Below are 13,737 nucleotides of genomic sequence, written 5' to 3' on the forward strand. Positions count from 1 at the left end.
GAGCTCGCGTCAGATGAGCTTCTGCGACACGAGGTACTTGGCGATGTCGTTGCCGCCCTCGCCCTCGTCGACGACCTTCTCACCGGCCGCACGCGGCGGCTTGGGGGCGGAGGAGGTCACGGTCGACGCGGCGTTGTCCTTGCCGACCTGGCCGGCCTCGACGTTCGCGTCGGCCAGGGTGAGGACCTCGACCGGCTTCTTCTTGGCGGCCATGATGCCCTTGAAGGACGGGAACCGCGGCTCGTTGATCTTCTCGCCGACCGACACGACGCACGGCAGGGAGGCCTCGACCTCGAAGATGCCCTCGTCGGTCTCGCGCTCGCCCCGGGCCACGCCGTCGGCGATCTCGAGGGTGCGCATGTGGGTGAGCTGGGGCAGGCCCAGGTACTCGGCGAGGATGGCCGGGACGGCACCCATGCGGCCGTCGGTGGCCTCGTTGCCGGCGATGACCAGCTCGGTGCCCTCGATGGTGCCCAGCACGTTGGCCAGGGCCCACGCGGTCTGGACGACGTCGGAACCGTGGAGGCCCTCGTCGTTGAGGTGGACCGCCTTGTCGGCACCCATCGACAGGGCCTTGCGGATGGCCTCGGTGGCGCGATCCGGTCCGGCGCACAGGACGGTGACCTCGCCGCCGTTGGCCTCCTTGATCTGGAGCGCCTGCTCGACGGCCTTCTCGTTGATCTCGTCCAGGACCGCGTCCGCGGCCTCGCGGTCCAGGGTGTAGTCCCCGTCCGAGAGCTTGCGCTCGGAATAGGTGTCGGGAACCTGCTTGATCAGTACGACGATGTTCGTCATGGGCCTGCGTCGACCTCCTGCGAGTCGGGGCGGGGTGCGCCCCCGTCATGACCGGGCGCACCGGATTGTGGTCCTACCTGACACAATAACGGCACCGGCACCACGGTGGCGGGGCCGGGTTCGCCCGCCTCAGTTGATCCGCTTCTCCCAGCCCGCCCACGCGGCGTCGCGCAGTTCGTTCTTGCGCACCTTGCCGGTGGACGTCCGGGGCAGCGCCTCGGTCAGCTCCACCGCGCCGGGGACCTTGTAGCGGGCGATCTTCGTGCGGCAGTGCTCGATCACGCCGGCCTCGTCGAGCTGCGACCCCGGCCGCACCACGACGTAGGCCTTGGGCCGCTCGCCCCACTTCTCGTCGGGCATGGACACCACGGCGCAGTCCACGACGTCGGGGTGGGAGACGATCGCCTGCTCGACCTCGATCGTGGAGATGTTCTCGCCGCCGGAGACCACCACGTCCTTGGCGCGGTCGAGCAGCTGCACGTATCCGTCGGGGTGCATCACGCCGAGGTCACCTGAGTGGAACCAGCCCCCGGCGAACGCGGCGGCGGTGGCCTCGGGGTCGTTGAAGTAGCCCTTCATGACGCCGTTGCCGGTCATCACGACCTCGCCCATCGTCACGCCGTCGGCGGGCACGTCGATCAGACGGGTCTCCCCGGGCGAGGTCCGCTCGACCACGCGCACGGTGTCGGCGTGGATCATCGCGACGCCCTGGCGGGACTTGAGGCCGGCACGCTCGTCGGGGTCGAGATCGGCCCAGCCGGGCTGCGGGGTGCACACGGTGAAGGGGCCGTAGGTCTCGGTGAGGCCGTACACCTGGGTGACGTCGATCCCTAGCTCCTCGAAGCGGCGCAGGATGGTCGGCGAGGGCGGCGCCCCGGCGGTGATCATGCGGATCCCCTCGATCGGCCGGGCGGCCGGGTCGTCCGCGATGGTGCTCAACACGGCGGGGGCACCGGCGAGGCGGTTGATCCCCTCGTCGTCGAACAGTCTCCAGATGTCCTCCCCGCGGACGGCGCGCAGACACACGTGGGTGCCCCGCGCACCGGTCAGCGCCCAGGTGGTGCACCAGCCGTTGCAGTGGAACATCGGCAGGGTCCACAGGTACCGCGAGTCGGCGTCGAGGTCCTGGGTGATGATCTCGCCGAGCGCGTTGAGGTAGGCGCCGCGGTGGGTGTACATGACGCCCTTGGGGCGACCGGTCGTGCCGGAGGTGTAGTTGACGGCGATGACGGAGTCCTCGTCGGCGACGGTCCACGGCACGGGCTGCGGCGAGGCGTTCGCGAGGCCCTCCTCGAGGGCCTCGGCACGCGGGCCGAAGCGGGACGCGTCGGGCTGCGTGCCGTCGGCGTCGGGCGCGACGAGGAGCAGCCGCAGCGCGTCGGGGACCTCGTCGCCCAGGCCGGCGAGCAGGTCGGCGTCGGCGATGAGCACCTCGATGCCGGCGTGGTCGACGATGTAGGCGATCTCGGCCGGGGCCAGACGGGTGTTGAGTGCGACCACGGCTCCGCCGGCCAGCGGGACGGCGAACTGGGCGAGCAGGGCCTCCGCGGAGTTGGGGGCGAGGACGCCGACGCGGTCGCCGCGCGCGACGCCGCGCATCTTCAGCAGCGAGGCAAGTCTGGTGGCCCGGTCGGCGAACTCGGCGTAGGTCTGGCGCCGCGGGCCGTCCACCACCGCGGTCGCGTCGGGTGAGACGCGCGCGGCCTTCTCCAGGAAGCTTAGCGGGGTCAGCGCGGTGTCGAGTCCGGAGTTCGCTGTCATCGGGGTGTCCGCCTTCCGTCGGGCCGGGGCCGGGGCTGGTGCCCTCGCGGGCAGGGTGAGTGTCGTCACGGTATCGGCGGAGCGCGCTCCGCGAGTAGCGGTTCCCCCGGGCGTACCCCTGGGTCGCCGGGCGCTCGGACTACGCTTACGCCCTGATCACTCTTTCGACGGGGGGACCTGTGGCACCGGCATCGTTACCGCGCACCGTGCGGTCCCTGGTCGTGGCCGGGCTCGCCCTGGGCGTGGTCTCGGGCTGCGCGTCGGACACGCCGAGCGGGGGCGCGCGCCTCGGCCAGGCCGCGAGCTGGTCGTCGGTGGCCGGTGGCCCGCCGAACTCGTCGCGGGCGCACGCCGGGGTGTCGGACTCCCCCGAGCTCTTCTGGTCGCGCACGCTGGGCGCCCCGGCGATCGGGGTGGCCTCCTCCGACGGGATCGGCACGTCGTTCCAGGCGACGGTCTCCGAGCGCGGCTGCAACCTCTTCGCCCTGACCGCCGACGACGGCCGCAAGCGGTGGTGCTCCCGTATGCCGACGGACGGCCCGCGCATCACGGCGACGGTCGACGGGCGCGGTTCGCTGTTCGTCCCGGCGTACGGCGGGGTCGCGGCGGTGGCCGCCGAGGGCGAGAACCGGTGGTTCGCCGCCACCCGCGGCGTGCCGACCACCGTGACGTTGATGGACAACCGCCACCTGTTGCTCGTCTCCCACCTCGGGGTCGCGCGTGTCGTCAACGCCCACACGGGTCTGGACGTCACCCCCGAGCTGCGTCTCACCGGTGACGTCGTGACGGACGATCCGGCCTACGGTCTGCCGTGGTGCGCCACCGGCGCGCGGGGGTGCCCGGTGCCGGCGGCCGCGGCCGTGGACACCGACGCGGCCACGGCGTACCTCACCGCGTGGACGCCGGGCGCGGCGGAGCCGGAGCTGGTCGCCGTGCGGTTGGTCGGTGACGACGCGCCCGCCCTGGAGGTCCTGTGGCGCGTCCCTCTGACCGAGGGCCGGCTGGGCGTGCCGGTGGTCCTGTCGGGTGACCGGGACGAGGTCTACGTGCACGCCGCGGACGGCGCCCTCGCCGCGTACCGGGCGGCCGACGGCGCCGAACTGTGGTCGGTGCCGGTCGGGTACCGCCCGGACGCCTCGCCGGCGTTGCTGCCCGACGGCACCCTCGTCACCGCGGGCCGCACGACGACCGTGTGGAGGGGTCCCGACGACGAGCACGACGACGACGCGGGCCCGGCGCCCGTGGTGGCCGTCCGCCCGGTCGACGGGACCGGCCGCGAGGTCTGGCGCCGGGACGATCTGCAGCAGCTCACCAACCCTGCCGCGACCCCGGACGGGCAGGTGATCGTGGCCGTGCGCGCGGGCGGTGGCGGCGGCGAGCCCGGCATCGCCGTACACGTGCTCGACGGCGGCGACGGGCGGACCGTCCACCGGCTCGAGGTGCCCGCGGCGTCGGGTCCCGTGTCGGGGCTCAGCGTCGATTCGGACGGTCGGATCGCGTTGACGACCGCGATGGGCGCGGTCTACATGTTCGGCTGATCCCCGGTGGCCCGGGTCCGGGGCCCGCACACGAACACCACGGCCGACGTGCCGATGCGGGTGACCACCAGCGCGAGCGGCCGCGACCCCGACAGCGACAGCGAGCGACGCAGCACGTCCGGGTCGGTGTCGACGCCGCGCACGAGGATCTCCAGCGACCCGCAGTCCCGCGCGCGCAGGGCGCGACGCAGCTGCTTGCGGTCCAGCCGACACCGCTCGAGCACCTCGAACCCGCTGTGGCCCGGAGGGATCCGCGGGCCGGTCAGGTGCGCGATCCGCGGGTCGAGCTGACGGAGCCCGTGCCTGCGGGCCCAGTGCCGCACGAGCCCCGCCCGGACGACCGCCCCGTCCGGGTCCACGATGAACCGCTCGGGTTCGGGGTGGGCGGCGACCTCGTCGTCGTCGCCGTCGGTCACCTCCTCCACGTGCACGGCGACACCGTCCGCGGTCAGGCGCGCCGGTCCCCACGGGCCCGGCGCCCCGGCGGCGGCGGTGCGCACGACCGTCGCGCGTCTCCGTACGCCCCCGGCCAGGCCCGACGACCACAGGCAGGCCTCGCGTACCGAGCCGTCGAGGGAGACCAGCTCGACCTCGCCCTCGTGGCCGAGGGCGGAGGTGTCGAGTCCGGGCGCGCACTTGATGACGTGGTCGCGGTCCGTGGCCACGGCGAGGAGGTCCGGCAGCGGTGGGCTGAGCTGCGCCGGGTCGTGGATGCGGCGTCCCCCGGCGCGGCGGGCGGGATCGGCCACCAGCACGGCGTCGCGGCTCGGCGGCGCGAGCGCGTCCGCCACACACACCAGCGCCCCGGGGACGTTGTGGGCGGCCATCCGCGCGCGCACCGGGTCGAGGTCCGAGCCGATCACGCGGCCGGCCGTGCGGACGAGCTCGGTGAGCTCGGCGCCGACCGAGCACGTCACGTCGTGGACGTCCCGGCCCGCCAGGCGTTCGGCGCGGAGGGCGGCGACGGGCCAGGCCGTGGCCTGCTGCACCGCCTCGTCGGTGAGAAGCATCGCCCCCGCCCCGCGGATCCGGCCGTGCGCGCGGGCACGGGCGGTGACGACGTCGATCGCCGCGGCCGCGTGCTCGGCGTCCGCGCGGCGCACGGTCGCCGTCGAGGACACGACGTGGGCCCGCGACCAGTCGAGCCCGGCGGCGAGCTCGATCAGGTCGCGGCCGGCGTCGGTGCGCAGGAAGTCGAGGTCCTCGGGGGTCACCGCCGCAAGGTTAGTTCCCGCCGGGCGCGATGGCCCGTTCGGTGGCCAGCACCTCGGCGACGTCCGCGGCTCCCGCGAGGTCGGACAGCACGTCGAGGGTCGGCCGGAGCATCCCCAGGTGGCCGAGGATGCCGGCCTGGGCCGCGTCGTCGGCGCGGATCCACTCGGCGGCCCGTGCTTCGCTCGTCCCGCCGTCCGGTTCCGTCCCCTCCGGCAGTGCGGCCACGAAGAACAGTGTGTCGTAGCGCCGCTGCGGACCGATCGGGGTCGTCCAGCGGTCCCACGGCCGCAGCAGGTGCGCGGACAGCACCAGGTCGTGGGCGGCCAGGAGCGAGTCGAGGTCCCCGTGCCCCGCGTCGAGCGCGCGCCGCTCGGCGACGCCGGGCGACGCCGGGGGCACGGCCGCGGGCGTGGTCGGGCGCGGGGTGGGTTCCGCCGGCTCGGCGAGCAGGACGCCGGTCTCCTCGAACAGCTCGCGCGCGACCCCTCGCACCGCCGCGGCGGCGCGGCCCTCGTCGATGCCGAACCGCTCGGCCCACCACCGCGGCGCGGGCCCCCGCCAGGACCGCGTGCCGTGGTAGTCGCGCGGCTCCACCCCGCCGCCGGGGAACACCGACATGCCCGCCGCGAACTGCATCGTCGACACGCGGTGCTGCAGGAACACCTCGACTCCCCCGCCGACCCGGGCGTCGCGGATCAGCGCGACCGTCGCCGCCTCACGGATCGGGACGGAGTCCGGCGCGTATCCCGCGTGGGTGTCCCCGCCGCCGCCATTCGCGCCCGCCACGCCGGTCACGCCCGTCGGTGCCGGCCCGATCGGCGGGCACGGCGGGCGAAGTAGCGGCCGTCGATCGCGTCGACCGTGATCGACTGCGCGAAGGCCCGGCTGAGGTTCCCGGAGGTGATCACGTCGTCGATGAGCCCCATGGCGGTCACTTCACCCTCCGCCAGCAGCATGGCGTGGGTGAATCCCGGGGGGATCTCCTCGACGTGGTGGGTCACCAGGACCGTCGCGGGGGCGTCCGGGTCCATGGCCATGTCCCCGAGCCGGGCGACGAGGTCCTCGCGGCCGCCGAGATCCAGCCCGGCGCCCGGCTCGTCGAGCAGTAGCAGTTCGGGGTCGGTCATCATGGCGCGCGCGATGAGCACGCGCTTGCGCTCGCCCTCCGAGAGTGTGCCCCACGTCCGGTCCGCGAGATGTTCGGCGCCGATCGACTCCAGGGTGTCGGCGGCGCGGTCGAAGTCCTGCTCGTCGTACCTCTCCCGCCAGCGGCCCAGGACCGAGTACCCGGCGGAGATGACGAGGTCGCTCACCACCTCGTCGCCGGGGATCCGGCCCGCGACGGCGACCGACGACAGGCCGACCCGGCTGCGCAGCTCGGTCACCTCCGTCCGACCGAGCTGCTCACCGAGGATGACGGCTGTGCCGGTGCTCGGGTACTCCAACGCCGAGGCGATCCTCAGGAGCGAGGTCTTACCCGCACCGTTGGGGCCGAGCACCACCCACCTCTCGTCGAGTTCGACCTGCCAGGTCAGTGGCCCCACGAGGGGCTTGCCGTCCCGCCGGAGCGAGACGTCACGCAGGTCGAGGACGAGGTCGGGGTCGATGTCGATGGCGGTGCTCACGACGCCCATCTAACCGGTTATCGCGGCCCCGGGTGCGGAGGAACACGACTCGCGCGGGTTAACCGGAGATGACGGCCCTGAAGGATCGGCCCGACTTCGCTAGCGTCGACGGTGACGGACGTCGCCACTTCGCGGCGCCGACCCGCAGCCGGAAGGAGCACCGACGTGAACGACCGTCTTGCCATCGACGAGGTCCGTCCCCTCGTCTCCTGCGGGAGGTTCCCGTCGAAATCGGTGGTCGGCGAGATACTGCCGATCTCGGCCGTCGTCTGGCGGGAGGGGCACGACGCCCTGTCCGCCAGCCTCGTGGTACGCCGACCCGGCGGCCTCTCCTCGCGCACCACGATGGCGCCCGGTACCGAACCCGACACCGTGCACGCCCTGTTGCCCACCGACGTGCCCGGCATGTGGTCGTTCCGCGTGGAGGCCTGGTCCGACCCCTTCGCCACCTGGCGCAGCGGCATCATCAAGAAGATGGACGCGGGTCAGGACGCCGACGTGCTGGGCAACGAGTTCGAGGTGGGCGCACGCGTGCTCGACCTCGCGGTCGCCCGGGCCACCACCGCGGGGGAGACCGACCGCGCCGCCCTCCTCTCGGGGGCCGCCGACGCGCTGCGCGGTGACGGAGACGCGGCCACCCGCACGGAGCGCGCCCTGTCGGCGGAGGTCGCCGCGGCGCTCGCCACCGACCCGGTGCGCGAACTGGTCACCGTGGGGCAGACCCACCGGGTGTGGGTCGATCGCCGCGAGGCTCAGTTCAGCTCCTGGTACGAGTTCTTCCCCCGATCCACCGGCGGCTGGGACGCCGAGGGCAGACCCGTCCACGGCACGTTCGCCACCTCGCGGGCGTACGTCGACCACGCGGTCGACCTCGGGTTCGACGTGGTGTACCTGCCGCCCATCCACCCCATCGGGGAGATCAACCGCAAGGGTCGCAACAACACACTGACCCCCGACCCGGACGACGTGGGGTCCCCGTGGGCCATCGGTTCACGGGACGGCGGCCACGACGCCGTGCACCCCGACCTCGGTACGACCGAGGATTTCCGGCGTCTCGTCGAGTACGCGGGCGAACGCGGCGTCGAGGTGGCCCTCGATCTCGCGCTGCAGTGCGCGCCCGACCACCCGTGGGCCGCCGAGCACCCGGAGTGGTTCACCGTCCTGCCCGACGGACACATCGCCTACGCCGAGAACCCGCCCAAGAAGTACCAGGACATCTACCCGATCAACTTCGACAACGACCCCGAGGGCATCTACGCCGAGGTGCTGCGCGTGGTCAGGCACTGGACTTCACTGGGCGTGCGGATCTTCCGTGTGGACAACCCGCACACCAAGCCCGCCGACTTCTGGAACCGGCTCATCAGCGAGGTCAAGCGCACCGAGCCCGACGTGTTGTTCCTCGCCGAGGCGTTCACCCGACCGGCCCGGCTGTTCGGGCTCGCCAAGCGGGGGTTCTCGCAGTCCTACACGTACTTCACGTGGAAGACCAGCAAGGCCGATCTGGTCGAGTTCTGCGAGCAGCTGCTGGCCCACGTCGACGAGGCGCGGCCCAACATGTTCACCAACACCCCGGACATCCTGCACGAGTCGCTCCAGCGCGGCGGCCCGGCGATGTTCGCGATCCGCGCCGCCCTCGCCGCGACCCTCTCGCCCGCCTGGGGCGTGTACTCGGGCTACGAACTCTACGAGTGGCAGCCGGTCGCCGAGGGCAGCGAGGAATACCTCGACTCGGAGAAGTACGAACTGCGGCCCCGCGACTTCGCGGCCGCCGAGGCCGCCGGACAGTCGCTGGCGCCCTGGCTGCGCGCGCTCAACCGGATCCGGCGCGAGCACCCCGCGCTCCAGCAGCTGCGGACCCTGCACTTCCACGACGTCGACAACGACCAGATCCTCGCCTACTCCAAGATCGATCCCGCCACCGGCGACACCGTCCTGACCGTGGTCACCCTGGACTCCCTCGGCGCGCAGGAGGGCACCCTGCACCTGGACATGGCGGCGCTCGGCTACGACGACGACGCCCGGTTCAGCGTCCGCGACGAGGTGTCGGGCACCGAGTTCCACTGGGGGTCGAGCAATTACATCCGGCTCGAGCCGTGGTCCGCGGTCGCGCACATCGTCTCGATCCCACCCTGCTCCGAAGCACGTAGGGTCGAACTGTCCTACCGAACGCACACCGTGGATTGAGGCGAACGACCATGGGAAAGCACAAGAAGCAGGACCCCGCGACCGCCCGGCGCCGGCCGGAGAAGACCTCGTCGTCGTCGCCGTCATCCCCGGCGGCACCCGCGACACCCGGGCCGGCCGCGAGCCCCGCTCCGGCCGCCGCCCCGCATCCCACGCCTCTCACCGACGAGGTGCTCGGTCGGCTGCGCGCGGGCACCCACCACGATCCCCACTCGGTGTACGGGACGCACCGCGACGGAGACGGTTCCGTCGTGCGCACCATGCAGCCGGGTGCGGTGTCCGTCGAGATCGACTTCGGTGACCGGACGGTCCCGATGGAGCCCGTCTCCGACGGCCTGTTCCAGGCCGCGCTGCCCGAGGCCGAAGTGCCCGACTACCGCTACCGCGTCGCCTACGCGGACGGCCACACCCGCACCGTCGCCGACGGCTACCGGTTCCTGCCGACCCTGGGCGAGGTCGACCTGCACCTCATCGGTGAGGGACGCCACGAGCGCCTCTGGGACGTGCTCGGTGCGCACGTCCGCACCTACGACTCCCCCGGCGGGCCGGTCACCGGGACGTCCTTCGCCGTGTGGGCGCCCAACGCCCGCGGCGTCAGCGTGGTCGGCGACTTCTGCGGCTGGAACCCCGTGGCGCTGCCCATGCGCTCGATCGGCTCCTCCGGCGTGTGGGAACTGTTCGTCCCCGACGTCGGCGACGGCGCCGTCTACAAGTACCGCGTCCGGGGTGCCGACGGGCGGACCGTCGACCACGCCGACCCCATGGCCGTCGCGACCGAGGTGCCCCCCGCCACCGCGTCGAAGGTGTTCACCTCCGCCTACGAGTGGAACGACGACGAGTGGATCGCCGCCCGCGCGACCCGCGACCACTCGCGCTCCCCCATGACCATCCTCGAGGTCCACGTCGGCTCCTGGCGGCCCGGACTCGACTACCGCGAGTTCGCGCACCAACTCGCCGAGCACGTCCTCTCCACCGGGTTCACCCACGTCGAACTGATGCCCGTCGCCGAGCACCCGTTCGGCGGCTCGTGGGGCTACCAGGTCTCCGGCTACTTCGCCCCCACCAGCCGGTTCGGCTCCCCGGACGACCTGCGCTACGTGATCGACCACCTGCACTCACTCGGCATCGGCGTCCTGGTGGACTGGGTCCCCGCGCACTTCCCCAAGGACGAGTGGTCCCTCGGCCGGTTCGACGGCACCCCGCTGTACGAGCACGGCGACCCCCGGCGCGGCGAACAGCCCGACTGGGGCACCTACGTGTTCGACTTCGGCCGGCGCGAGGTCCGCAACTTCCTCGTCGCCAACGCCCTGTACTGGGCCGACGAGTTCCACGTCGACGGCCTCCGTGTGGACGCCGTCGCCTCGATGCTCTACCTCGACTACTCCCGCGACGAGGGACAGTGGACGCCCAACATCCACGGCGGCCGCGAGAACCTCGAGGCCATCTCGTTCCTCCAGGAGGTCAACGCCACCGTCCACCGCAAGCACCCCGGCGTCCTCACCGTCGCCGAGGAGTCCACCTCGTGGGGCGGCGTCACCGCCCCCACCTACACCGGCGGCCTCGGCTTCTCCATGAAGTGGAACATGGGTTGGATGAACGACACCCTCCAGTACGTGGGCCTGGACCCGATCTACCGCGGCTACCACCACGGCGAGATCACCTTCTCGCTCATGTACGCCTGGAGCGAGCGCTTCGTCCTCCCCCTCAGCCACGACGAGGTCGTCCACGGGAAGGGCTCCATGTGGGAGCGCATGCCCGGCTCCTCGTGGGACCGCGCCGCCGGGATCCGCAGCCTCTACGCCTACATGTGGGCCCACCCCGGTAAGAAGCTCCTCTTCCAGGGACTGGAATTCGGCCAGACCACCGAGTGGAACGCCGAGCGCGGGGTCGCGTGGGACGACCTCGAGGGCTGGGAGGGCGAGTACCACCGCGGCATCCGCGACTGCGTGCGCGACCTCAACGCCCGCTACGCCGAGAACCCCGGTCTGTGGGCGCTCGACGACGACCCCTCGGGCTTCTCGTGGATCGACGCCAACGACTCCGAGCACAACACGCTGTCGTTCCTGCGGACCGACCACGACGGCAGCACCATCGCGTGTGTCGTGAACTTCTCCGGCGCGCCTCTCGGCGACTACCGCATCGGCCTCCCCGAGGGCGGGTACTGGGAGGAGATCCTCAACACGGATGCCGAGGCCTACGAGGGGTCCGGCGCCGGCAACTACGGCGGCGTCCACGCCGAGCAGATCTCCCACCACGGGCGGCCCTACTCCGCCGCGATCACGGTCGGCTCCCGCGCGACCGTGTGGTTCCGCCACACCCCCACCGGATAGCGGAGAGCCGTCGGCGGCCCCGGGCAGGGGCCCGCCGACGGCTCGACGCGGGGCACCGGCGGCCCGACGCGGGGCCACCGGTGATGCGTCAGTACAGGGCGCTCGCCAGGTCGCGGCGCGCGGCCAGCACCCGCGGATCATCCGCCGGCAGCGCGTCGAGGAGCTCGAGCAGCCTCGCACGCAGGGCGGCACGGTCGTCGCCGGTGGTGACGCGGACGGCGCCGACCAACCCGGAGAAGGCGGTCTCGTACTCGCCGGCCACAAGCGCCGCGTCCGCGGCCCGCAGCGCCTCGGGCACCGCACCCTCGCCCGCGTCCGCGTCCTCCGACACGCGCCGCGCCGCCCGGACGTACCGCAGCGCCTCGACGAGCGTGTGATCGCCCGGGCGCGCGTCCACGAGCGCGGTGAAGCGCTCCTCGGCGGCCGCGAGATCCCCCTCTGCCAACGCCTCCTCCGCGGCGTCCCGCTCGGGATCCGACGCCTCGTCCGGCTCGGTCTCCCCGGTCTCCGGGGCCGGCCCGCTCAGCTTGCCTTCGGTCGCGCGGAGCACGGCCGCGAGCCACTGGCGGAGGGCGTCCTCGGGCTGCTCGCCCTCGAAGTCCGCGAGCGGCCGCCCGGCCGCGACGGCGTAGACCGTCGGCACCGCGCGCGCCTGGAGGGCCTGCGCGATGCCCGGAGCCACGTCGACGTCGACCGTCGCGTGCACCCACTGGCCCCCGGCCTCCTCGGCCAGGGCCGCCAGCGTCGCCGTCAGCGCGGTCGGCGCCCGCTGCGACACGAGTTCGAGTATCACCGGCACCTGGGCGGAGCGGACGAGGACCTCCTGCTCGAAGGAGGCCTCGTCCACCTCCACCCGCACCCGCGACCCCCCGTCCTGCGGCGGACCGCCCTGACCCGGGGCGCGACCGGGGGCGGCCGCGTCCCGGCGGGTCTCGGCTCGCTTCTTCAGGCCGGAGAGATCGACGGCGCCGGCGAGCGACGCCGCGAGCTTCTGCTCGGCGGCGGACGGGGGTCGGTTACCTGGTCTCGTCACGTCTCCGATCCTTCCACGATGCCCGGACGGGGGTGTCAGCCGGCCGCGGGCACCCGGATGAGCAGGGCGTCACCCTGGCCGCCGCCGCCACAGAGCGCGGCCGCGCCGAGTCCGCCGCCCCGCCGGGCGAGCTCGAGCGCCAGCGTGAGGACGACGCGGTTACCGGACACACCGATCGGGTGGCCGATGGAGATGGCCCCGCCGTTGACGTTGACCTGGTCCGAGCTGAGCTCGAGCATCCGGGTCGAGTGCAGCCCGACGGAGGCGAAGGCCTCGTTGAACTCGAACAGGTCGATGTCCTTGACATCGATGTCCGCACGCCTGCAGGCGTCCAGCACCGCGTCGGCGGGCTGGTGCTGAAGCGTCGAGTCCGGGCCGGCGACCGTCCCGTACCCGACGATCTCGGCCAGGACGGTCCAGCCCTCGGCCTCGGCGCGCGCGGCGCTGGTGACGATCACCGCGGAGGCACCATCGGAGATCTGCGACGACGATCCGGCCGTGATGGTGCCGTCCTTGGAGAAGGCAGGCTTGAGCTTGGCCATCGACTCGGGCGTTGAGTCGGGGCGCACCCCCTCGTCGGTGTCCACCACGGTCTCGCCCTTGCGGCCCTTGACCGTGACCGGCACGATCTCGTCGGCGAACCGGCCCTCCGCGGCGGCGGCGGCCGCGCGCTGGTGGGAGATCGCGGCGAACTCGTCCTGGTGCTCACGGGTGATCTCGAGCTCGACGTTGCGGGCCTCGGTGAGCGCGCCCATCGGCTGGTCCGTCGGCACGTCGTGCAGGCCGTCGAAGGCCATGTGGTCCAGGACCTCGATCGAGCCGTACTTGTAGCCGGCCCGGCTCTTGGGCAGCAGGTGCGGGGCCTGCGACATGGACTCCTGGCCGCCCGCGACGACGACCTCGGAGTGGCCCGAGCGGATCGCCTGGTCGGCGAGCGCGATGGCGGTGAGCCCGGACAAGCACATCTTGTTGATGTTCAGCGCGTCGACGCGCTTGGGGATACCGGCCGCGAGCGACGCCTGCCGCGCGGGCATCTGACCGTTACCGGCGGACAGAACCTGACCCATGATCACCTGGTCGACGGCCTCGGCGGGGACGTTCCCGCGCTCGAGGGCGGCGCGGATCGCGATGCCGCCCAGCTCGGGAGCGGACAGGGAGGACAGGCCTCCCTGCAGGCGGCCGAACGGGGTACGGGCACCGGAGACGATGACGGTGCGGGTGGGGTCGGCGGTCATGGGACACCTTCCGATCGAGGG

10 protein-coding genes are annotated in these 13,737 nt (G+C 72.9%); 3 read left to right on the forward strand and 7 right to left on the reverse strand.

From position 1 onward, the window contains the following. Positions 1–9: 9 nt before the first annotated feature. Positions 10–795, reverse strand: a complete 786-nt coding sequence (locus VYL96_RS09390) for an electron transfer flavoprotein subunit beta/FixA family protein (protein WP_061229417.1) — start codon at positions 793–795, stop codon at positions 10–12. 129 nt (positions 796–924) lie between these two features. Beyond that, positions 925–2,556 (reverse strand): AMP-binding protein, encoded by a 1,632-nt coding sequence (locus VYL96_RS09395; protein WP_061229418.1) that lies wholly within the window; start codon positions 2,554–2,556, stop codon positions 925–927. Positions 2,557–2,735: 179 nt separating this feature from the next. On the opposite strand from VYL96_RS09395, the gene VYL96_RS09400 reads away from it, so the two are divergent. Continuing rightward, the gene (locus VYL96_RS09400) at positions 2,736–4,094 is read left to right on the forward strand and encodes a BamB-related PQQ repeat family beta-propellar protein (protein ID WP_198150792.1); all 1,359 of its coding nucleotides are present in this window, start codon (positions 2,736–2,738) and stop codon (positions 4,092–4,094) included. Here the strand turns inward: VYL96_RS09400 and VYL96_RS09405 are convergent. Genes VYL96_RS09405 through VYL96_RS09415 form a run of 3 tightly spaced genes read right to left on the reverse strand, consistent with a single transcriptional unit; the run spans position 4,079 to position 6,943 of the window. Beyond that, positions 4,079–5,308: a THUMP-like domain-containing protein gene (locus VYL96_RS09405; protein ID WP_061229420.1), complete on the reverse strand. Its 1,230-nt coding sequence runs from the start codon at positions 5,306–5,308 to the stop codon at positions 4,079–4,081. The genes VYL96_RS09400 and VYL96_RS09405 overlap by 16 nt on opposite strands. A 10-nt stretch (positions 5,309–5,318) precedes the next feature. Continuing rightward, positions 5,319–6,095 (reverse strand): NUDIX hydrolase, encoded by a 777-nt coding sequence (locus tag VYL96_RS09410; RefSeq protein ID WP_061229424.1) that lies wholly within the window; start codon positions 6,093–6,095, stop codon positions 5,319–5,321. 5 nt (positions 6,096–6,100) lie between these two features. After that, positions 6,101–6,943 (reverse strand): ABC transporter ATP-binding protein, encoded by an 843-nt coding sequence (locus tag VYL96_RS09415; protein ID WP_061229421.1) that lies wholly within the window; start codon positions 6,941–6,943, stop codon positions 6,101–6,103. 156 nt (positions 6,944–7,099) lie between these two features. On the opposite strand from VYL96_RS09415, the gene VYL96_RS09420 reads away from it, so the two are divergent. Together VYL96_RS09420 and glgB are read left to right on the forward strand one after the other, a co-directional pair. Beyond that, positions 7,100–9,118: a maltotransferase domain-containing protein gene (locus VYL96_RS09420; RefSeq protein ID WP_061229422.1), complete on the forward strand. Its 2,019-nt coding sequence runs from the start codon at positions 7,100–7,102 to the stop codon at positions 9,116–9,118. 11 nt (positions 9,119–9,129) lie between these two features. After that, positions 9,130–11,448: a 1,4-alpha-glucan branching protein GlgB gene (gene glgB / locus VYL96_RS09425; RefSeq protein WP_232303152.1), complete on the forward strand. Its 2,319-nt coding sequence runs from the start codon at positions 9,130–9,132 to the stop codon at positions 11,446–11,448. Positions 11,449–11,536: 88 nt separating this feature from the next. Here glgB and VYL96_RS09430 read toward each other — a convergent pair whose 3' ends face one another. Both VYL96_RS09430 and VYL96_RS09435 read right to left on the reverse strand, forming a co-directional pair. Then, on the reverse strand, positions 11,537–12,481 hold the full coding sequence (locus tag VYL96_RS09430; protein ID WP_007627604.1) for a tetratricopeptide repeat protein: 945 nt from the start codon (positions 12,479–12,481) through the stop codon (positions 11,537–11,539). Positions 12,482–12,516: 35 nt separating this feature from the next. Beyond that, a complete protein-coding gene (locus VYL96_RS09435) occupies positions 12,517–13,716 on the reverse strand; it encodes an acetyl-CoA C-acetyltransferase (RefSeq protein WP_007627606.1) in 1,200 nt (399 codons plus the stop codon). Positions 13,717–13,737: the final 21 nt, after the last annotated feature.

The organism is Dietzia maris (assembly GCF_036287335.1).
Lineage (GTDB): Bacteria > Actinomycetota > Actinomycetes > Mycobacteriales > Mycobacteriaceae > Dietzia > Dietzia cinnamea.

Coding starts and splice junctions, on each gene's coding strand:
- VYL96_RS09390 (WP_061229417.1), bottom strand. CDS start 795: ATGACGAACATCGTCGTACTGATCAAGCAGGTTCCCGACACCTATTCC.
- VYL96_RS09395 (WP_061229418.1), bottom strand. CDS start 2,556: ATGACAGCGAACTCCGGACTCGACACCGCGCTGACCCCGCTAAGCTTC.
- VYL96_RS09415 (WP_061229421.1), bottom strand. CDS start 6,943: ATGGGCGTCGTGAGCACCGCCATCGACATCGACCCCGACCTCGTCCTC.
- glgB (WP_232303152.1), top strand. CDS start 9,130: ATGGGAAAGCACAAGAAGCAGGACCCCGCGACCGCCCGGCGCCGGCCG.
- VYL96_RS09435 (WP_007627606.1), bottom strand. CDS start 13,716: ATGACCGCCGACCCCACCCGCACCGTCATCGTCTCCGGTGCCCGTACC.